This window comes from Sulfitobacter sp. TBRI5, from assembly GCF_051013555.1.
Taxonomy (GTDB): Bacteria; Pseudomonadota; Alphaproteobacteria; order Rhodobacterales; family Rhodobacteraceae; genus JL08.
This window is the reverse complement of the sequence record NZ_CP112884.1, coordinates 711,347-729,016: the sequence shown is the minus strand read 5'-3', so window position 1 is coordinate 729,016 and position 17,670 is coordinate 711,347. Positions and strand designations below refer to the sequence as shown.

27 protein-coding genes are annotated in these 17,670 nt (G+C 58.4%); 25 read left to right on the top strand and 2 right to left on the bottom strand.

All coding sequences use genetic code 11. From position 1 onward, the window contains the following. Positions 1-71 precede the first annotated feature (71 nt). On the bottom strand, positions 72-683 hold the full coding sequence (locus OLX72_RS03735) for an NYN domain-containing protein (protein ID WP_433989849.1): 612 nt from the start codon (positions 681-683) through the stop codon (positions 72-74). Between the two features lie 39 nt (positions 684-722). Continuing rightward, on the bottom strand, positions 723-1,343 hold the full coding sequence (locus tag OLX72_RS03730) for a TIGR02466 family protein (RefSeq protein WP_114868861.1): 621 nt from the start codon (positions 1,341-1,343) through the stop codon (positions 723-725). Between the two features lie 225 nt (positions 1,344-1,568). Here OLX72_RS03730 and rpmC point away from each other — a divergent pair, with 225 nt between their 5' ends. The 25 genes from rpmC to OLX72_RS03605 all read left to right on the top strand — a co-directional run bounded on the left by rpmC (position 1,569) and on the right by OLX72_RS03605 (position 17,639). Then, positions 1,569-1,772, top strand: a complete 204-nt coding sequence (gene rpmC, locus OLX72_RS03725) for a 50S ribosomal protein L29 (RefSeq protein ID WP_114872059.1) — start codon at positions 1,569-1,571, stop codon at positions 1,770-1,772. Between the two features lie 14 nt (positions 1,773-1,786). After that, entirely contained in the window at positions 1,787-2,026 is a 240-nt protein-coding gene (gene rpsQ / locus OLX72_RS03720; RefSeq protein WP_114868862.1) for a 30S ribosomal protein S17, read from the top strand. 71 nt (positions 2,027-2,097) lie between these two features. Continuing rightward, positions 2,098-2,466: a 50S ribosomal protein L14 gene (gene rplN / locus OLX72_RS03715; protein WP_007118848.1), complete on the top strand. Its 369-nt coding sequence runs from the start codon at positions 2,098-2,100 to the stop codon at positions 2,464-2,466. Beyond that, entirely contained in the window at positions 2,466-2,777 is a 312-nt protein-coding gene (gene rplX / locus OLX72_RS03710) for a 50S ribosomal protein L24 (RefSeq protein ID WP_114868863.1), read from the top strand. Before rplN ends, rplX begins: the two co-directional genes overlap by 1 nt. After that, positions 2,770-3,333: a 50S ribosomal protein L5 gene (gene rplE, locus OLX72_RS03705; protein ID WP_114868864.1), complete on the top strand. Its 564-nt coding sequence runs from the start codon at positions 2,770-2,772 to the stop codon at positions 3,331-3,333. Before rplX ends, rplE begins: the two co-directional genes overlap by 8 nt. Positions 3,334-3,351: 18 nt before the next feature. Next, on the top strand, positions 3,352-3,657 hold the full coding sequence (gene rpsN / locus OLX72_RS03700) for a 30S ribosomal protein S14 (protein ID WP_114868865.1): 306 nt from the start codon (positions 3,352-3,354) through the stop codon (positions 3,655-3,657). Positions 3,658-3,669: 12 nt separating this feature from the next. Further along, positions 3,670-4,062, top strand: coding sequence for a 30S ribosomal protein S8 (rpsH, locus tag OLX72_RS03695; protein WP_114868866.1), 393 nt, complete (start codon positions 3,670-3,672; stop codon positions 4,060-4,062). Between the two features lie 10 nt (positions 4,063-4,072). Further along, on the top strand, positions 4,073-4,606 hold the full coding sequence (gene rplF, locus OLX72_RS03690) for a 50S ribosomal protein L6 (protein ID WP_433989848.1): 534 nt from the start codon (positions 4,073-4,075) through the stop codon (positions 4,604-4,606). A gap of 11 nt (positions 4,607-4,617) precedes the next feature. Then, entirely contained in the window at positions 4,618-4,977 is a 360-nt protein-coding gene (gene rplR, locus OLX72_RS03685; RefSeq protein ID WP_114868868.1) for a 50S ribosomal protein L18, read from the top strand. A 112-nt stretch (positions 4,978-5,089) separates the two neighbouring features. Then, positions 5,090-5,671 carry a 30S ribosomal protein S5 gene (rpsE, locus tag OLX72_RS03680; RefSeq protein WP_114868869.1) on the top strand — a complete coding sequence of 194 codons (582 nt, stop codon included), beginning with the start codon at positions 5,090-5,092 and terminating at the stop codon, positions 5,669-5,671. Between the two features lie 2 nt (positions 5,672-5,673). Beyond that, entirely contained in the window at positions 5,674-5,862 is a 189-nt protein-coding gene (rpmD, locus tag OLX72_RS03675; RefSeq protein ID WP_086053265.1) for a 50S ribosomal protein L30, read from the top strand. A 382-nt stretch (positions 5,863-6,244) separates the two neighbouring features. After that, the gene (gene rplO, locus OLX72_RS03670) at positions 6,245-6,718 is read left to right on the top strand and encodes a 50S ribosomal protein L15 (RefSeq protein ID WP_114868870.1); all 474 of its coding nucleotides are present in this window, start codon (positions 6,245-6,247) and stop codon (positions 6,716-6,718) included. Positions 6,719-6,827: 109 nt separating this feature from the next. Beyond that, a complete protein-coding gene (gene secY, locus OLX72_RS03665; protein ID WP_433989847.1) occupies positions 6,828-8,189 on the top strand; it encodes a preprotein translocase subunit SecY in 1,362 nt (453 codons plus the stop codon). After that, positions 8,186-8,830, top strand: a complete 645-nt coding sequence (locus OLX72_RS03660) for an adenylate kinase (RefSeq protein WP_114868871.1) — start codon at positions 8,186-8,188, stop codon at positions 8,828-8,830. The genes secY and OLX72_RS03660 overlap by 4 nt, the downstream gene beginning before the upstream one ends. A gap of 218 nt (positions 8,831-9,048) precedes the next feature. Beyond that, positions 9,049-9,417 carry a 30S ribosomal protein S13 gene (rpsM, locus tag OLX72_RS03655; RefSeq protein WP_114868872.1) on the top strand — a complete coding sequence of 123 codons (369 nt, stop codon included), beginning with the start codon at positions 9,049-9,051 and terminating at the stop codon, positions 9,415-9,417. A 15-nt stretch (positions 9,418-9,432) separates the two neighbouring features. Next, entirely contained in the window at positions 9,433-9,822 is a 390-nt protein-coding gene (gene rpsK, locus OLX72_RS03650) for a 30S ribosomal protein S11 (protein WP_114868873.1), read from the top strand. A 112-nt stretch (positions 9,823-9,934) separates the two neighbouring features. Continuing rightward, on the top strand, positions 9,935-10,951 hold the full coding sequence (locus OLX72_RS03645) for a DNA-directed RNA polymerase subunit alpha (protein ID WP_114872061.1): 1,017 nt from the start codon (positions 9,935-9,937) through the stop codon (positions 10,949-10,951). Positions 10,952-11,067: 116 nt separating this feature from the next. Further along, positions 11,068-11,487 carry a 50S ribosomal protein L17 gene (gene rplQ / locus OLX72_RS03640; RefSeq protein ID WP_114868874.1) on the top strand — a complete coding sequence of 140 codons (420 nt, stop codon included), beginning with the start codon at positions 11,068-11,070 and terminating at the stop codon, positions 11,485-11,487. A gap of 117 nt (positions 11,488-11,604) precedes the next feature. Then, positions 11,605-11,997 (top strand): YybH family protein, encoded by a 393-nt coding sequence (locus tag OLX72_RS03635; protein ID WP_114868875.1) that lies wholly within the window; start codon positions 11,605-11,607, stop codon positions 11,995-11,997. Positions 11,998-12,075: 78 nt separating this feature from the next. Further along, positions 12,076-13,458: a trypsin-like peptidase domain-containing protein gene (locus tag OLX72_RS03630; protein ID WP_114868876.1), complete on the top strand. Its 1,383-nt coding sequence runs from the start codon at positions 12,076-12,078 to the stop codon at positions 13,456-13,458. Positions 13,459-13,462: 4 nt separating this feature from the next. After that, a complete protein-coding gene (locus tag OLX72_RS03625; RefSeq protein WP_254684680.1) occupies positions 13,463-14,773 on the top strand; it encodes a replication-associated recombination protein A in 1,311 nt (436 codons plus the stop codon). A gap of 31 nt (positions 14,774-14,804) precedes the next feature. Next, positions 14,805-15,185: a fluoride efflux transporter CrcB gene (gene crcB, locus OLX72_RS03620; RefSeq protein ID WP_114868878.1), complete on the top strand. Its 381-nt coding sequence runs from the start codon at positions 14,805-14,807 to the stop codon at positions 15,183-15,185. Then, complete coding sequence (locus OLX72_RS03615; RefSeq protein ID WP_114872062.1) at positions 15,182-16,225, top strand: RluA family pseudouridine synthase; 1,044 nt, start codon at positions 15,182-15,184, stop codon at positions 16,223-16,225. The genes crcB and OLX72_RS03615 overlap by 4 nt, the downstream gene beginning before the upstream one ends. Beyond that, positions 16,222-16,905, top strand: coding sequence for an HAD-IA family hydrolase (locus tag OLX72_RS03610; protein WP_433989846.1), 684 nt, complete (start codon positions 16,222-16,224; stop codon positions 16,903-16,905). Before OLX72_RS03615 ends, OLX72_RS03610 begins: the two co-directional genes overlap by 4 nt. Further along, positions 16,902-17,639, top strand: coding sequence for an ATP12 family chaperone protein (locus OLX72_RS03605; RefSeq protein ID WP_433989845.1), 738 nt, complete (start codon positions 16,902-16,904; stop codon positions 17,637-17,639). Before OLX72_RS03610 ends, OLX72_RS03605 begins: the two co-directional genes overlap by 4 nt. The last annotated feature ends 31 nt before the right edge of the window (positions 17,640-17,670 follow it).

The window sequence follows — 17,670 nt, the reverse complement described above, 5'->3', positions numbered from 1 at the left end:
GGTGAACAGAAAAGCCCCCTCCGGGAAACCGGTGGGGGCTTTTGTTTTCACCGGCCCGTTGGCTTCTGCGCTCAGGCGGTGGTCTGCGGCTGGCTTTGTGCTGCGGTGTCGGGCGCGTCGAGGTTCAGCCAGACTTTGCCCGAACGATAGCCTCCCCGGATAATATGCCCCGGATCGGAAATTTCCGGGTAGGCTGCAATCCAATCGCGGAACCGGTCGTTCGAAACGATACGCGCGGACAAGGTGCGTGCCGCAGTGAGGACCAATGGATCGGCCGATGTACCTTTATGAGCGACCATCACCCGGTGGCGTGGCAGTTTTAATATTTTTTCAAAATCGTTGTCGTGCAAATAACGGCCTGCAAGCAGATGGCCAGCGTTGGCATCAAAGACAACGCCAGGTGTATACCCCGATACCTCCAGATTCCGGATCGTCTCGACAACAGGTTCGATACTTGGAATGCCTTTTCGCCAGTGCATCACGTTCGAACCGTCAATCACGACACAGTTCTGTTTGTCTGAAGAAGAAGGTTGGGAAGGTCTCAGCCACGCACGCAACCAAAGCACTAGGCTTGCCAGGGCACACGGTCCGGATAGCAGTATCACGTTTGATAGATCGGGTTTGGCAAGCGCAACAAGGCTGACAGCCAGCGATATGATGAAAAAGACAAAAGGAATTTTCAAAGTTGCTACCTGGGCAGGGACAAGACGTTTCTTCGGCCGCTATCCCCAACCGTAATTAAACGACACAGAAATCCGGTCATCTTCGGCCATGTTCATCGGCACTTCGTGGCGCAGCCAGCTTTCCCATAACAGAACGTCACCGACCTGTGGCGCGACATAGGCAAAGCTGCGCATCTCATCGCGTGCGTCTTTCTTGCGCGCGGGGGCAGCCATCATCATCGCCAGACGCGGGTCTTCGAACTTGATCGCGCTTGCCCCTTTGGGCACCGCGACATAGGTCGTGCCGCTGATCACCGAATGGGGATGGATATGCGAGGTGTGAATGCCCCCGTGCGGCAGGATATTGATCCAAAGATCTTCCAGCTGCAGCTTCTTGCCGTCCAGATCAAATTCCAAATCCTTGGCAAAGGATTTCACATGCTTGTCCAGCACCTTTTTCAGGTCTTTGAATATCGGGAACCGCCAGGGCAGGTCGGTCAGTGACGCATAGCTGGTGTACCCGGGAAAGCCGTTTTCCGCGCTCCAGTCTTGCCCGGCGGTGTCGTCTTCGGCGATGGACAAGCAGGAATCTTCCAGCTCGTCCGGATCAAGGGGTTTGCCAAGATCGGACAGGCGCGCGTGATAAAGGCGGGTAACAAAAAGGGATGTGATCTGTGTCATGCCGTTTCCATATCGCACAACGCGTTCGCGAAACAGGGCTGACCGGCGGAAATCTTCGGAATTTCGCCGGGTCGCACAGGCGCGAAAAAGGTGGTATATCCGCTTTTGTCTCTTAGGGGTTGCGCCAAAGTGCGAACCCTCCTATACGGCGTACTTTGAACCCACTCCACCAGAATCATGGTCACCCTTATGGGGCCTGCTGGTGATGTTGAAAGGAATAGGGCGATGGACGCCAAAGAACTGCGTGAAAAAACGCCGGACCAGCTTCGTGAAGAACTGGTCAACCTGAAAAAAGAGAGCTTTAACCTCCGCTTTCAGCAAGCTACCGGCCAGATGGAAGGCACAGCCCGCATGAAAACGGTTCGCCGTGATGTGGCCCGTGTAAAAACCATTCTTAACGAAAAAGCCGCTGCTGCGGCCGCTGAATAAGGGAGCCTGAACAGATGCCCAAGCGAATTCTTTCCGGCACCGTGACAAGCGACGCCAACGCACAAACCGTAACCGTATCGGTGGAACGCCGTTTCACGCATCCGGTTCTGAAGAAAACCATCCGCAAGTCCAAGAAATACCGGGCCCACGATGAGAACAACACATTCAAGGTGGGCGATTCCGTCCGCATCATCGAATGTGCACCACGATCGAAAACCAAACGTTGGGAAGTGTTGCAAGCCGCCGAGGCCTGAAGCACCGAACATCTTAATCGAAACCCTGGGGATCAGGCACGCATCGCCCCCCAAAGGTCGGGAGAAACCAAATGATCCAGATGCAGACCAACCTGGATGTTGCTGACAACAGCGGCGCACGCCGTGTTCAGTGCATCAAGGTTCTGGGTGGTTCCAAGCGTAAATACGCATCCGTCGGCGACATCATCGTCGTCTCGGTCAAGGAAGCCATTCCGCGTGGTCGCGTGAAAAAAGGCGACGTCCGCAAGGCCGTTGTCGTACGCACCGCCAAAGAAGTTCGCCGTGACGATGGCACCGCCATCCGCTTTGACCGCAACGCAGCCGTTATTCTGAACAACAATAACGAACCTGTCGGCACCCGGATCTTTGGACCGGTCGTGCGCGAATTGCGGGCCAAAAACTTCATGAAAATCATCTCGCTTGCTCCGGAGGTGCTGTAATGGCTGCCAAACTCCGCAAAGGTGACAAGGTCATCGTGCTTGCTGGCAAGGACAAGGGCAAACAAGGCACCATCGCCTCGGTTGACCCCAAAGCCGGCAAAGCTGTCGTGGAAGGCGTGAATGTCGCCATCCGTCACACCAAACAAAGCCAGTCCGATCAGGGCGGCCGCGTTCCCAAGCCCATGCCAATCGACCTGAGCAATCTGTCGATGCTGGACGCCAAAGGCAAAGCCACGCGCGTCGGTTTTAAAACGGACGGCGACAAGAAAGTGCGCTTTGCCAAAACCACGGGGGACGTGATCGATGCTTGATACGGCAACCTATACCCCGCGCCTGAAAGCGGCTTATGTGGAAAATATCCGCGCCGCCATGAAGGAAGAGTTCGGCTACAAGAACGATATGCAGATCCCGCGTCTGGATAAAATCGTTCTGAACATCGGCTGCGGTGCAGAAGCTGTCCGTGACAGCAAGAAAGCAAAATCCGCGGTTGAGGATCTGTCGACGATCGCAGGCCAGAAGGCCCTGACGACAACGGCCAAGAAATCCATTGCCGGTTTCCGCGTCCGTGAAGAAATGCCGCTGGGGGCCAAAGTAACCCTGCGTGGCGATCGTATGTATGAATTTCTGGATCGCCTGATCACCATTGCAATGCCCCGTATCCGCGACTTTCGCGGCGTTTCGGGCAAAAGCTTTGATGGTCGCGGCAACTATGCGATGGGCCTGAAAGAGCACATCGTGTTTCCGGAAATCGAATATGACAAGGTCGATGAAGTGTGGGGCATGGATATTATCATGGTCACCACTGCACCTACCGACGCTGAAGCCAAGGCGCTGTTGAAGCATTTCAACATGCCGTTCAACAGCTAAGCGCGGGGAGAGAGAGTAATGGCTAAAAAATCAATGATCGAACGCGAAAAGAAGCGCGCCAAGCTGGTCGAGCAATATGCCGCCAAACGGGCCGAGCTGAAAGCGATCGCAAATGACCAGAGCAAGCCGATGGAAGAGCGTTTCAAAGCGCGCCTGAAGCTGGCCAAACTGCCGCGCAACAGCTCGGCAACACGCTTGCACAACCGGTGCCAGCTGACAGGTCGTCCGCATGCTTACTATCGTAAGCTTAAAATTTCACGGATCGCACTGCGGGACCTTGGCTCAAGCGGCCAGATCCCCGGTATGGTCAAATCCAGCTGGTAAGGGAGAGATAGTATGAACGATCCTATCGCAGATATGCTCACCCGCATCCGCAACAGCCAAATGCGCGGCAAATCGACGGTGATCACACCGGCGTCCAAACTGCGCGCTTGGGTGTTGGATGTGCTGGCGGACGAAGGCTATATCCGTGGCTACGAAAAAGTCACTGGTTCCGATGGTCATCCGGCCCTCGAAATCAGCCTGAAATATTACGAAGGCACTCCTGTCATTCGCGAACTGAAGCGGGTCTCAAAACCCGGTCGTCGCGTTTACATGGGCGTCAAGGACATCCCGTCGGTCCGTCAGGGCCTTGGTGTGTCGATTGTCTCCACCCCCAAAGGTGTGATGTCGGATGCCGCAGCACGCAGCGCCAACGTTGGCGGCGAAGTGCTCTGCACCGTATTCTAAGGAGGGCAAGATGTCTCGTATCGGTAAAAAAGCGGTTAATCTGCCCTCTGGCGTAACAGCGTCAATGTCGGGTCAGACGATCGAAGTCAAAGGCCCCAAAGGCACGCGCAGCTTCCGCGCCACCGACGATGTAACCATCTCGATCGAGGACAACTCGGTTTCGGTTATGCCGCGTGGCTCGTCCAAGCGCGCCCGCCAGCAATGGGGCATGAGCCGCACAATGGTTGCCAACCTGGTGGCAGGCGTGACCACAGGCTTCAAGAAAGAGCTGGAAATCCAGGGTGTTGGTTATCGTGCCGCGATGACCGGCAACACCCTGAAACTCAACCTGGGTCTGTCCCATGACGTGGATTATGTGCCGCCTGCCGGCGTTACAGTCACCGCGCCCAAGCAGACCGAGATTGTGGTTGAAGGCATTGATGAGCAACTCGTCGGACAGGTCGCGGCCAACATCCGCGCGTGGCGCAAGCCCGAGCCCTACAAAGGCAAAGGCATTCGCTACAAGGGCGAGTTTATCTTCCGCAAGGAAGGCAAGAAGAAGTAAGGAACGGACAAATGGCAAACAGCAAAAGACAACTGTTCTTGAAGCGCCGCCTGCGCGTTCGGAACAAACTTCGCAAAGTGAACGCAGGACGTCCGCGTCTTTCGGTCCACCGCAGCAACAAGAACATCAGCGTCCAGCTGATCGACGACGTGAACGGGGTCACTCTGGCCTCTGCCTCGTCGCTTGAAAAAACACTGGGCGTTGTCGGCAAGAACAACATCGAAGCGGCCGCCAAGGTCGGTGCTGAAATCGCGAAACGTGCGAAAAAGGCCGGTGTGGAAGAAGCATATTTTGACCGTGGCGGTTTCCTGTTCCACGGCAAGGTCAAGGCTTTGGCCGAAGCAGCCCGCGAAGGCGGTCTGAAAATCTAAGACAGCGCAGGCGGCCTTTTGTGGGCCGCCTCGATGATCCGGGGGTGTTCAGCACCCACCTGGATTGACCAAATCAGGGCGCTGACGCGCCGCACCGAAAGGATGATGCCTTATGGCAAGAGATGACAACCGTGGGGGCAACCGCCGCAACCAACGCGACGAAACCCCGGAATTCGCCGACCGCCTTGTGGCGATCAACCGTGTGTCCAAAACCGTAAAAGGTGGCAAGCGCTTCGGCTTTGCGGCTTTGGTGGTTGTGGGCGATCAGAAGGGCCGCGTCGGTTTCGGCAAAGGCAAGGCGAAAGAGGTCCCAGAGGCCATTCGCAAAGCCACCGAGCAGGCCAAGCGCCAGATGATCCGCGTGCAGCTGCGCGAAGGCCGCACCCTGCACCACGACATGGAAGGCCGTCACGGCGCCGGTAAAGTGGTGATGCGGACCGCGCCGGAAGGTACCGGAATTATTGCCGGTGGTCCGATGCGTGCCGTTTTCGAAATGCTGGGCGTCAAAGACGTTGTGTCCAAGTCCATCGGCTCGCAGAACCCTTACAACATGATCCGCGCCACCATGGACGGTCTGTTGAAAGAGGCATCGCCCCGTTCCGTCGCGCAACGCCGCGGCAAGAAAGTGTCTGACATTCTGCCCAAGCGCGATGACGCCCCCGAGGCGTCCGCCCAAGTGGCCGAGGAGGCTTGATCATGGCTAAGACAATCGTTGTAAAACAGGTCGGTTCGCCGATCCGCCGCCCCGCAAAACAGCGTGCCACGCTGGTTGGTCTGGGCCTGAACAAGATGCACAAGACCCGCGAACTGGAAGACACCCCTTCCGTGCGCGGCATGGTCAACAGCATCCCCCACCTGGTCGAGATCATCGAAGAGCGTGGATAAAGACCGCGGGGCAGACCCGCGTTCTTGACATTACCAGCGCCCCGCAAGGATTTGCGGGGCGTTGTGCGTTTTGGTGGCCGCGCGCGCGGTTGTGTCACCCTGTCTTAACGCAACCCGCTTAAAACCCCTCTCAATCGCGATTACCCGCCGAAAGCCTTTCCACCTTTCGGCAAACCTTTGGCGTGGGACAATCACACTGGCCCTTCCTAAGCCCGCCCCACGCAGCCCTTTGTTACACCCACCCCAACACCGCCCTTGATCCCCCAACACCCCTCGTCTATACGCACGCGGTGGGCGCTTGCGTCTGCAAGAATCATATCTGAAACGCCGCGTTTGTCCGCTCCCGTCGCTGGGGGACATTTCCGGCAAAGGAGAAGCGACAATGAAACTGCATGAACTTTCCGACAACGATGGCGCCACCAAAAAGCGCAAGCGCATTGGCCGTGGTCCCGGCTCGGGTACGGGTAAAACCGGTGGCCGTGGTGTCAAGGGTCAGAAATCCCGTTCGGGTGTGGCCATCGGTGGCTACGAAGGCGGCCAGATGCCGCTGTACCAACGCCTGCCAAAGCGCGGCTTTAACAAGCCGAACCGCAAAAGCTTTGCCGTTGTCAATCTGGGCCTGATCCAGAAATTCATAGACGCGAAAAAGATCGACTCGAAAAAGCCGATCACCGAAGACGTACTGATCGAAAGCGGTCTGGTCCGTCGCAAGCTGGACGGTATCCGCGTTCTGGCCAAGGGCGATGTGACGTCCAAGGTGACACTGGAAGTCACCGGCGCATCCAAATCCGCGATTGATGCGGTGGCCAAGGCCGGTGGTGCTCTGACGGTCACAACTGCGTCTGCGGCAGAGTAACGGGTTGTGAGCGGCGTATTCGCCGCTTACATACACAACCAAGGTTTTCCAAACGCCGCCGATGCCGGGAAACGGTCTTGGCGGCGTTGTCATTAAGGACAAACGCCTCATGGTATCAGCAGCTGAACAAATGGCCGCCAACACAAGCTGGTCGGCCCTTGGCAAAGCCACCGATCTGCGCAACCGCATCCTGTTCACCCTGGGTCTTCTGATCGTCTACCGGCTGGGCACGTTTATCCCGGTTCCGGGCATCGACGGTGCGGCCTTGCGTGAATTCATGGAACAGGCGGGGCAGGGCATCGGCGGCATGGTGTCGATGTTCACCGGCGGCGCGCTGGGGCGGATGGGGATCTTTGCCCTTGGTATCATGCCATATATCTCGGCCTCGATCATCGTTCAGCTTCTGACGTCGATGGTGCCATCGCTGGAACAGCTGAAAAAAGAAGGCGAACAGGGCCGCAAGAAAATCAACCAGTATACGCGCTACGGCACGGTTTTGCTGGCCACGGTGCAATCCTACGGGCTTGCCGTCAGCCTTGAAGCGGGCGATCTGGCAACCGATCCGGGCCTCTATTTCCGCATTTCCTGCATGATCACATTGGTCGGCGGCACCATGTTCCTGATGTGGCTGGGTGAACAGATCACCGCGCGCGGCATAGGCAACGGTATTTCGCTGATCATCTTTGTCGGCATCATTGCCGAAGTGCCTGCCGCCATGGCGCAGTTCTTTGCCAGCGGCCGTTCGGGCGCGATCAGCCCCGCGGTGATTGTGGGTGTGATTGTGATGGTGGTGGCCACCATTGCGTTCGTGGTGTTCATGGAACGCGCCCTGCGCAAGATCCACATTCAGTATCCGCGCCGTCAGGTGGGTATGAAAATGTATGATGGCGGATCAAGCCACCTGCCGGTCAAGGTCAACCCGTCGGGTGTTATTCCGGCGATCTTCGCCAGCTCACTGCTGTTGCTGCCGATCACGATCAGCACGTTTTCGGGCAATTCGACGGGCCCGATCATGTCGACCATTCTGGCCTATTTCGGGCCGGGTCAGCCTCTATATCTGTTGTTCTTTGTCGCGATGATCGTGTTCTTTGCCTATTTCTACACGTTCAACGTATCGTTCAAGGTGGACGATGTGGCCGACAACCTGAAGAACCAGAACGGGTTCATCCCGGGCATCCGTCCCGGCAGAAAAACCGCCGATTACCTGGAATACGTCGTCAACCGTGTCTTGGTGCTGGGGTCTGCCTATCTGGCCGCGGTCTGCCTGTTGCCCGAAATCCTGCGCGGACAATTCGCCATTCCGTTCTACTTTGGCGGAACATCGGTTCTGATTGTTGTGTCGGTGACCATGGATACGATCCAGCAGGTCCAAAGCCATCTGCTGGCGCATCAATACGAAGGTCTGATCGAAAAATCGCAACTGCGTGGCAAATCGAAAAAGCGTGGTAAACGCACACCGGCGCGCCGATGAATATCATTCTTCTGGGGCCACCGGGTGCGGGCAAGGGCACGCAGGCACGTCATCTGGTCGAACAACGCGGCATGGTGCAGCTTAGCACCGGCGACATGCTACGCGAAGCCAAGGACAGCGGCTCCGAAATGGGCAAGATCGTCGCCGATGTGATGGAGCGCGGCGCGCTTGTCACCGACGAGATCGTGATTGGCCTGATCCGCGAAAAGCTGGAAACGGTTAAGGCCAACGGTTTTATCTTTGATGGTTTCCCGCGCACGCTGGCACAGGCTGACGCACTGGGCAATTTGCTGGCGGCACAGGGTGAAGCGCTGGACAAGGTGATCGAGATGCGGGTGGATGACGAAGCCCTTGTCGCGCGCATCACCGCCCGTTCAACCTGCGCCATGTGCGGCGAGGTTTACAATGACAACACCAAGCCGGTTCCGGCGGATGGCAAATGCACCAATTGCGGCGGCACCGAGTTCAAACGCCGTGCGGATGACAACGAAGACAGCCTGAAAACCCGCCTGATGGAATATTACAAGCAAACTTCGCCCCTGATCGGCTATTACTATGCCAAGGACATGCTGGCGACAGTGGACGGGCTGGGTTCGATTGATGCGGTGCGGGGCGAAATCGCGGCGGTTCTGGACGCCTGATTTGCTGTTTCCCGCGCTTTCAGGGCAGGTGCCTTGACGCCCACGGCAAAAGCCCATAACACGCGCTATCTCGCAAGAGAATCAATTTGCCTACAGGGTCGCACCCGACGGGCAAGATCACCTGATCAGCTGACGCCCGATGCTATAAAACGCTTCGGGCTTACGTTGTGAAAAAAGGGTCTGGCATTACGGACCCGCAACGAAAAGGAATATGACACGTGGCACGTATTGCCGGCGTAAACATCCCAACTGCAAAGCGGGTTCCAATCGCCCTTACCTATATCACCGGAATCGGTAATTCCTCGGCCAAGGCCATCTGCGATGCTGTCGGCATTGATCAGGCCCGTCGGGTCAACGAATTGTCCGACGCCGAAGTTCTGGCCGTGCGCGAACACATCGATGCGAACTACAGCGTCGAAGGTGATCTGCGTCGTGAAACCCAGATGAACATCAAGCGTCTGATGGACCTTGGCTGCTACCGTGGCCTGCGCCACCGTCGCAACCTGCCGGTTCGCGGTCAGCGCACCCATACCAACGCTCGCACCCGCAAAGGCCCCGCAAAGGCCATTGCCGGCAAGAAGAAATAAGGGAGGCTCGGACCGATGGCACGCGAAAAGACACGCACCAAGAAGAAAGAGCGCAAGAACATCGCAGCAGGTGTTGCGCATGTGAACTCTTCTTTCAACAACACAAAAATCCTGATCTCGGACGTTCAAGGCAACGCGATTGCCTGGTCGTCGGCAGGCACGATGGGTTTCAAGGGGTCGCGCAAATCGACACCTTATGCCGCCCAGATGGCCGCAGAAGATGCAGGCAAAAAGGCACAGGATCACGGCGTCAAGACGCTGGAAGTCGAAGTGCAAGGCCCCGGTGGCGGCCGCGAAAGTGCTTTGCGCGCTTTGGCAGCAGTCGGGTTCAACATCACGTCAATCCGTGATGTGACCCCGATGGCACACAACGGTTGCCGCCCGCCGAAACGCCGCCGCGTTTAAGCACTTTATTGCTCTGAGGCCGCGCCTTTTGCCCGGCCTCAGTTTGTCATTTTGAAACCTCGGGCGCTGGCATCTATTTGGACATGGGATGTTGGCAAGAATGGAGGGACGCATGATCCATAAAAATTGGGCTGAATTGATCAAGCCGACACAACTTGATGTCAAACCCGGCAACGATCCTGCGCGTCAGGCAACCGTTGTGGCAGAACCGCTGGAACGCGGCTTTGGTCTGACGATGGGCAACGCGCTGCGCCGCGTTCTCATGTCGTCCCTGCAAGGGGCCGCGATCACATCGGTGCAGATTGACAATGTGCTGCACGAGTTTTCAAGTGTTGCCGGTGTGCGTGAAGACGTGACCGACATCATCCTGAACCTCAAAGGCGTGTCCCTGCGCATGGAAGTTGAAGGGCCAAAGCGTCTTTCGATTTCGGCCAAGGGCCCCGGTGTTGTGACTGCGGGTGATATTTCCGACAGTTCCGGCATCGAAATCCTGAACCGCGATCATGTCATCTGCCACCTGGACGATGGCGCCGACGTGTTCATGGAACTGACCGTGAATACCGGCAAAGGCTATGTCGCGGCAGAAAAGAACAAACCCGAAGACGCACCCATCGGTCTGATCCCGATTGATGCGATCTATTCGCCGGTCAAAAAAGTCAGCTATGATGTGCAACCGACCCGCGAAGGTCAGGTTCTGGATTATGACAAGCTGACCATGAAGGTTGAAACCGATGGGTCGATCACGCCGGATGATGCCGTGGCCTTTGCCGCGCGCATCCTGCAGGATCAGCTGGGCATTTTCGTCAACTTCGACGAACCAGAAAGCGCGTCGCGTCAGGATGATGATGACGGACTGGAATTCAACCCGCTGCTGCTCAAGAAAGTGGACGAGTTGGAACTGTCTGTGCGTTCGGCAAACTGCCTCAAGAACGACAACATCGTTTACATCGGCGATCTGATCCAGAAAACCGAAGCCGAAATGCTGCGCACCCCGAACTTTGGCCGCAAATCCTTGAACGAGATCAAGGAAGTGCTGTCAGGCATGGGCCTGCATCTGGGCATGGACGTCGAAGACTGGCCACCCGACAATATCGAGGATCTGGCCAAGAAATTCGAAGACGCGTTTTAAACGCGTCTTCGTCAATGCCCGCGCTGGCGGGGAAAACCGGGCAATTCCGCCCCAACAGAGCCTGTGACACGCATCATGGGCCGTACAAAGTATAAACCTGTAGAAGGATCAAGAAAATGCGTCACGCACGTGGTTACCGCCGCCTGAACCGGACACATGAGCACCGTAAGGCTCTGTTTTCCAACATGGCAGGCTCGCTCATTGAACATGAGCAGATCAAGACAACTTTGCCCAAGGCAAAAGAACTGCGCCCGATCATCGAAAAGATGATCACGCTGGCCAAACGCGGCGACCTGCACGCCCGCCGTCAGGCCGCGTCCAAGCTGAAACAAGACCAGTATGTCGCCAAATTGTTCGACGTATTGGGCCCGCGCTACAAAGACCGCCAAGGTGGCTATGTGCGCGTGCTGAAGGCCGGTTTCCGCTATGGCGACATGGCCCCGATGGCGATCATCGAATTCGTTGATCGTGATCGCGACGCCAAAGGCGCCGGCGACAAGGCCCGTCTGGCCGCAGAAGAAGCCGCCGAAGATTAAAAACTGGCGAAACGCCTGAATATTTACCCCCGTCCAGTCCACTGGGCGGGGTTTTTCTTTGCGCCAAGGGGTTCGGGCGATAGGCTGTCGCATCATACGAACAAGGCAGGATCAGCGATGTCATTTGAAACCGAAATGCAGGCAATCATCGATCGCTATGTCGATGCGTACAACCGGCACGATCTGGTGGCGATTGGCGCCATGTACACAGAAAAGGCAGCCCTTTATTCGCCCTATGGTCCGGCCGCGCTGGGCCACGCGGCAGTGATGCAGGCGCACAAGGACTGGTTTGGCGCGAACGAACAAAACAAGCGGATGCGCGTGATCCGCGCCGAGGGCAAGGGCGATCTGGCCTATTGCGTGATACATTACGCGGGTGATTTTCCCGACGATGCGGGCAGCCTGATCACCGAAAGCGGCGTGTCGGTCAACGTGCTGAAGCGCCATGTCGACGGACATTGGCAAATCCATATCACCAGCCTGACAAGCGATACGCCAGACCACGCCTGACCTGCCGGTGCTGCGTGCAGTGCAGTTGCAATTCGCGCCGGTCGCGCGCATATCAGGGGCACTCATACGGGGGGCCTGATGATCCGAATTCTGCTTTTCCTGCTGTGCCTTTTGCCTGCCCCTTTTGCGGCGGCTGAAACGCGTGTTCCAAATTCCCAGCAGGAAATGCAGCTTAGTTTCGCGCCACTGGTAAAGCAGGCGGCGCCTGCGGTGGTCAACATCTATGCCCGTTTCGTGACCGAGGCCCGCCCCAACCCGTTTTCCAGTGATCCGTTTTTTGGCCGCTTTTTTCAGGATTTCGCTGCCCCGCAACCCCGCGTCCAGAACTCTCTGGGATCAGGCGTGATCCTGTCATCGGACGGCATTGTCGTGTCCAATTACCATGTTGTCGGCATGGCCACCGACATAAGCGTCGTGCTTGCTGACCGGCGGGAATTCAGCGCCCGCGTGTTGCTGGGCGACAAGGACAGCGATCTGGCCATTCTGCAACTGGATGGCGCGGCGGACCTGCCCAGCCTTGCCCTGCGCGACAGTGACAGCGTCGAGGTGGGCGAACTGGCGCTGGCCATCGGCAACCCGTTTGGCGTGGGCCAGACCGTCAGCAGTGGTATCATTTCGGGGCTGGCACGCTCTGGCGGGGCGGGCGGTGCCGGGCACGGCTATTTCATCCAGACCGATGCGCCGATCAATCCGGGCAATTCAGGCGGTGCGCTGATCGACATGCAGGGCAATCTGGTCGGGATCAACACCTCGATCCTGACGCGGTCGGGGGGATCAAACGGCATCGGTTTTGCCATTCCCGCCGATCTGGTTGCGGCCTTTGTCGATCAGGCCCGCGCCGGAAACAGCGGGTTCGAACGCCCATGGGCCGGCATGAGTGGTCAGGTCGTGGATGCCGAAATGGCTGAAACGCTGGGCCTGGATGTGCCCGGCGGTATCGTGGTGTCAGCGCTGCACCCCGTCAGCCCGTTCAAAACCGCAGGCTTCGAAGTTGGCGACGTCATCACCGCTGTTGACGGTGCTGCCGTGAACACACCCGCTGAAATGGTCTACCGGATGAGCGTGGCCGGTCTGGGGCAGGATGTGAGTATCACGCGCTGGCGCGGCGACACCGCGAACGATGTTGCTGTAACCCTGATGACAGCGCCCGAAACGCCGCCCCGCGATACGGTTCTGTTGGGCGATGACAGTGGCCTGCCGGGGTTGGCCGTGTCACAGATCAATCCAGCGGTGATCGCCGAGTTCAACCTGCCATTGCTGGCGGGCGGCGTGGTGGTGTCCGACGCCGGCCCCGTAGCTCCGCGTGTCGGATTGCGAACCGGCGATGTAATTTTGGCCATCAACGGCGATGTGATCGAAACGCCGCCGGATGTGCGCAAAACCCTGCGCCGGTCAGGTCGTGGTCTGGTGTTTGATATCCAGCGCGGCACAAATCGCGCGCAATTGCGGTTCAGGCGCTGACGCCGTGGCGGATCTGTTCGATCAACCGGGGGCTGATCCTGTCCCGTCCGCGCATCGACCGCTGGCGGACCGTCTCCGCCCCAAAACACTGGCCGAGGTGATCGGACAGGATCAGGTGCTTGGTCCGGATGCGCCCTTGGGGATCATGCTGGCATCGGGCAGCCTGTCTTCGCTGGTGTTCTGGGGGCCGCCCGGGGTGGGCAAAACCACGATCGCGCGACTGCTGGCGGATGAAACCGATCTGCATTTCGTTCAGATCAGCGCTATTTTCACCGGTGTGCCCGACCTTAAAAAAGTGTTCGAAGCGGCCCGCATCCGCCGTCAGAACGGGCAGGGCACGTTGCTGTTCGTCGATGAAATCCACCGCTTTAACAAGGCCCAGCAGGACGGGTTTCTGCCTTTTATGGAAGACGGAACCATTTTGCTGGTCGGGGCCACCACCGAAAACCCATCGTTCGAATTAAACGCCGCCCTGATGTCGCGGGCGCAGGTTCTGGTGCTGAAACGGCTGGACCTGTCCGATCTGGAACGGCTGACACAGCGGGCGGAAAAGGAATTGGGCAAGGCGTTGCCGCTGACCGGCGACGCGCGCGAGGTGTTGCAGGAAATGGCCGATGGTGACGGGCGCGCCCTGCTGAACCTGATCGAACAGGTGGCGGCATGGAAAACCGATACCAAGCTGGATCGCGAGGCGCTGGGTACCCGCCTGATGCGGCGCGCGGCCAAATACGACAAGGGCGGCGAAGAACACTACAACCTGATTTCCGCGCTGCACAAATCCGTGCGCGGCTCTGATCCGGATGCAGCACTTTACTGGTTCGCGCGGATGCTGACCGGGGGCGAAGACCCGCGTTATCTGGCCCGCCGGATCACCCGCATGGCGGTCGAAGATATCGGGCTGGCCGATCCGCAGGCCCAGACAGTGTGCCTGCATGCATGGGAAACCTATGAACGGCTGGGCAGCCCCGAAGGCGAACTGGCGCTGGGGCAGGCGGTGGCCTATCTGGCGCTGGCCCCCAAATCCAACGCCGGCTATGTCGCCTTCAAAGGTGCGATGGCGATGGCGAGGAAAACCGGATCGGAGCCGCCGCCCAAACACATCCTGAATGCCCCCACGGCGATGATGAAGGATATCGGCTATGGCAAAGACTATGCCTATGATCACGACGCCGAATACGGGTTTTCCGGCCAGAACTATTTTCCCGACGGGGTGAAGCGGCCGGTTCTCTATTCCCCGGTCGAACGCGGCTTTGAACGCGAGCTGAAAAAGCGGCTGGAGTTCTTCGCGGGCCTGCGCGCCAAGCGCAAAACTTGACATCACCCGCGCAAGGCGCGACAGACCGCACATGATGACATCGCTTTTTTCAGTTGCCCTTGGCGGCGCAATCGGGGCCAGCCTGCGTTACGGCGTTGGCGTGTGGCTGCTCCGTGCATTCGGGCCAACCGGCTTTCCTCTTGGGGTGATCAGCGTCAACATCATCGGGTCGTTCCTGATGGGTGTTCTGGTGGTGCTGGCCGCGCAAAAGGGTCTGACCCATCTGAACCCGTTTCTGGCAGTTGGCGTTCTGGGCGGTTTCACAACCTTTTCGTCCTTTTCGCTTGAGACGGTGAACCTGATCGAAAAGGGACAATTCGGAATGGCCGGAGCCTATGTCGTATTGTCGGTTGTTTTATCCATCGCGGGCCTGTTGCTGGGCCTGTGGTGCGCGCGCGGGGTCTGGGCATGAGCAGGGTACAAACCGTCACCGTAGAAGAGGGCGACAGCGACCAGCGGCTGGATCGCTGGATGCGGCGCCTGTTTCCGCAGGTCAGTCAGGGGCGCATCGAAAAGATGTGCCGCAAGGGCGATCTGCGCATTGATGGCGGACGGGTCAAGGCCTCGACCCGCGTTCAGGCGGGTCAGCAGGTGCGTATCCCGCCGCTGCCCGAAGCGGGCCAGATCAGCGCGCAGGCCAAAACCTCGATCAGTGCGGCAGACGCCAAGATGATACAATCCTGTGTGATCTACCGCGACGATCACATCATTGCGCTGAACAAACCGCACGGCCTGCCGGTGCAGGGCGGCAGCAAACAGGTGCGTCACGTGGACGGACTTGCCGAGGCGCTGAAATTCGGTCTGGATGAAAAACCCAAACTGGTCCACCGGCTGGACAAGGATACATCGGGTGTTCTGCTTCTGGCGCGCACCCGCAGCGTGGCAAGCGCGCTGACAGCCGCGTTCCGGCATCGTGAAACCCGCAAGATCTACTGGGCTGCCGTGGCCGGTGTGCCGCATCCGCAATCCGGCGTGATCAAATACGGGCTGGTCAAGGCACGCGGGCACGGTGACGGTGGCGAGGGCGAAAAGATGTATTGCGTGCATCCGCGCGACGTGGACAGTACCGATGGCGCAAAACGCGCCACCACAGATTACACCGTGCTGGCGGCCGCCGCGAAGCGTACCGCCTGGGTCGCGATGATCCCGGTGACGGGCCGCACCCACCAGTTGCGTGCGCATATGGCTGAAATCGGCCATCCGATTGTCGGTGACGGAAAATATGGCGGGTCGGGGCAGGACAATCTGGGCGATGGCTGGGGCGCCAATCTGGGCGGCGATGTCAGCAAGAAACTGCATCTGCATGCGCGTTCGCTGACGCTGGAGCATCCGGTGTCCAAGGCAATCCTGCACCTTACCGCCCCGCTGCCCCCGCATATGGAGCAGACCTGGAACCTGTTCCAGTGGTCGGCGAATGATGTCCCTGTCGATCCGTTTGAAGATTTTGAATGACGTCTGCGCTGCGACTGATCATTTTTGATGTGGATGGCACGCTGGTGGACAGCCAGCGCGATATTATCGCGGCCATGACACGCGCGTTTGACGGGGTTGGCCTGCCGCACCCGCCCCACAGCGATATTCTTTCGATTGTCGGGCTGTCGCTCGATGTGGCCATGGCCCGGCTGGTGCCGGATGCGCCCGAAGATCAGCGTGTGCAGATGGTACACGGATACAAGGACGCTTATATCGCTTTACGTGCCGAAACCGGTGCGGCTCTTTCTTCGCCGCTTTATGCGGGCGCGGCGGACACGCTGGCGATGCTGAATGCCGTGCCGGAAAACATTCTGGGCGTCGCCACGGGCAAATCACGGCGCGGTCTGGACAAGCTGCTGGCGGCGCATGGCATGGAACAACTGTTTCTGACCCAGCAGGTCGCCGATTTTCATCCGTCCAAGCCGCACCCTTCGATGATCGAAGCGGCGATGCGCGACATCGGGGTAGGGCCGGCGCAAACCGTGATGATCGGCGATACAAGTTTTGATATGGACATGGCAAAGGCGGCGGGCGTCGGTGCCATCGGGGTCAGTTGGGGATATCACGATATTTCGCGCCTGCATGCGGCTGACCGGATTGTTGACAGTTTTCCGGCGCTTGACGAGGCATTGCAGGACATTTTGGGGGCGCGCGTATGAGCGAGTGGAAACAGAAACGGTTCTGGAAAAAGGCCGAAACCGTGCCTGTCGCGGACGGGTTTACGGTGCATCTGGATGGTCGCGTGATCAAAACGCCGGTCAAGGCCGGGCTGATCGTTCCGACACGTGCGATTGCCGATGCGATTGCGGCGGAATGGGATGCGCAGGAAGATCTTGTGAAACCGCATACGATGCCTGTGACCCGTGCCGCGAATGCCGCCATCGACAAGGTCACGCCGCAGTTCGTCGAAGTTGCCGATATGCTTGCCGCCTATGGTGATTCGGACCTGCTGTGCTACCGCGCCAAATCCCCGGACGAGTTGACCGAACGTCAGGCCGATTTTTGGGATCCGTTGCTGGACTGGGCGGAAACGGCGCTGAACGCCCGTCTTGTCACCGTTGCAGGCGTCATGCATCAGGCGCAATCACCGGAATCTTTGCAAGAACTGCGCCAGCGCACCCATGCGCTGAACGCATTTGAACTGGCCGCATTTCACGATCTGGTCAGTCTGTCCGGCTCGCTGATCATCGCATTTGCCGCGATCAAAGGCCATTTGCCGCCGCAAACGCTGTGGGAAGTGTCGCGGCTGGATGAAATCTGGCAGCAGGAACAATGGGGAAAAGACGACGAAGCCGAAGCCGCCGCTGCAATAAAGGCCGAGGCGTTTTTTGCCTCCAAAAGGTTTTTCGATCTTTGCCAAAGCCTGCCAGACAACCCGCGTCCGGCTGCATAACCCGCCGCCGGGGCGCGCCTGAGCCGGTTTC

What these genes read in the sequence shown, in the direction of transcription:
- rplN (WP_007118848.1), top strand. Translation starts at nt 2,098, where the DNA reads ATGATCCAGATGCAGACCAACCTGGATGTTGCTGACAACAGCGGCGCA.
- OLX72_RS03635 (WP_114868875.1), top strand. Translation starts at nt 11,605, where the DNA reads ATGTCATTTGAAACCGAAATGCAGGCAATCATCGATCGCTATGTCGAT.
- secY (WP_433989847.1), top strand. Translation starts at nt 6,828, where the DNA reads ATGGTATCAGCAGCTGAACAAATGGCCGCCAACACAAGCTGGTCGGCC.
- crcB (WP_114868878.1), top strand. Translation starts at nt 14,805, where the DNA reads ATGATGACATCGCTTTTTTCAGTTGCCCTTGGCGGCGCAATCGGGGCC.
- rplX (WP_114868863.1), top strand. Translation starts at nt 2,466, where the DNA reads ATGGCTGCCAAACTCCGCAAAGGTGACAAGGTCATCGTGCTTGCTGGC.
- rpmD (WP_086053265.1), top strand. Translation starts at nt 5,674, where the DNA reads ATGGCTAAGACAATCGTTGTAAAACAGGTCGGTTCGCCGATCCGCCGC.
- rpsN (WP_114868865.1), top strand. Translation starts at nt 3,352, where the DNA reads ATGGCTAAAAAATCAATGATCGAACGCGAAAAGAAGCGCGCCAAGCTG.
- OLX72_RS03645 (WP_114872061.1), top strand. Translation starts at nt 9,935, where the DNA reads ATGATCCATAAAAATTGGGCTGAATTGATCAAGCCGACACAACTTGAT.
- rplO (WP_114868870.1), top strand. Translation starts at nt 6,245, where the DNA reads ATGAAACTGCATGAACTTTCCGACAACGATGGCGCCACCAAAAAGCGC.
- rplF (WP_433989848.1), top strand. Translation starts at nt 4,073, where the DNA reads ATGTCTCGTATCGGTAAAAAAGCGGTTAATCTGCCCTCTGGCGTAACA.
- OLX72_RS03615 (WP_114872062.1), top strand. Translation starts at nt 15,182, where the DNA reads ATGAGCAGGGTACAAACCGTCACCGTAGAAGAGGGCGACAGCGACCAG.
- OLX72_RS03610 (WP_433989846.1), top strand. Translation starts at nt 16,222, where the DNA reads ATGACGTCTGCGCTGCGACTGATCATTTTTGATGTGGATGGCACGCTG.
- rplR (WP_114868868.1), top strand. Translation starts at nt 4,618, where the DNA reads ATGGCAAACAGCAAAAGACAACTGTTCTTGAAGCGCCGCCTGCGCGTT.
- rplE (WP_114868864.1), top strand. Translation starts at nt 2,770, where the DNA reads ATGCTTGATACGGCAACCTATACCCCGCGCCTGAAAGCGGCTTATGTG.
- rpsK (WP_114868873.1), top strand. Translation starts at nt 9,433, where the DNA reads ATGGCACGCGAAAAGACACGCACCAAGAAGAAAGAGCGCAAGAACATC.
- rpsQ (WP_114868862.1), top strand. Translation starts at nt 1,787, where the DNA reads ATGCCCAAGCGAATTCTTTCCGGCACCGTGACAAGCGACGCCAACGCA.
- rpsH (WP_114868866.1), top strand. Translation starts at nt 3,670, where the DNA reads ATGAACGATCCTATCGCAGATATGCTCACCCGCATCCGCAACAGCCAA.
- OLX72_RS03605 (WP_433989845.1), top strand. Translation starts at nt 16,902, where the DNA reads ATGAGCGAGTGGAAACAGAAACGGTTCTGGAAAAAGGCCGAAACCGTG.
- rpmC (WP_114872059.1), top strand. Translation starts at nt 1,569, where the DNA reads ATGGACGCCAAAGAACTGCGTGAAAAAACGCCGGACCAGCTTCGTGAA.
- rpsE (WP_114868869.1), top strand. Translation starts at nt 5,090, where the DNA reads ATGGCAAGAGATGACAACCGTGGGGGCAACCGCCGCAACCAACGCGAC.
- OLX72_RS03730 (WP_114868861.1), bottom strand. Translation starts at nt 1,343, where the DNA reads ATGACACAGATCACATCCCTTTTTGTTACCCGCCTTTATCACGCGCGC.
- OLX72_RS03630 (WP_114868876.1), top strand. Translation starts at nt 12,076, where the DNA reads ATGATCCGAATTCTGCTTTTCCTGCTGTGCCTTTTGCCTGCCCCTTTT.
- rplQ (WP_114868874.1), top strand. Translation starts at nt 11,068, where the DNA reads ATGCGTCACGCACGTGGTTACCGCCGCCTGAACCGGACACATGAGCAC.
- OLX72_RS03660 (WP_114868871.1), top strand. Translation starts at nt 8,186, where the DNA reads ATGAATATCATTCTTCTGGGGCCACCGGGTGCGGGCAAGGGCACGCAG.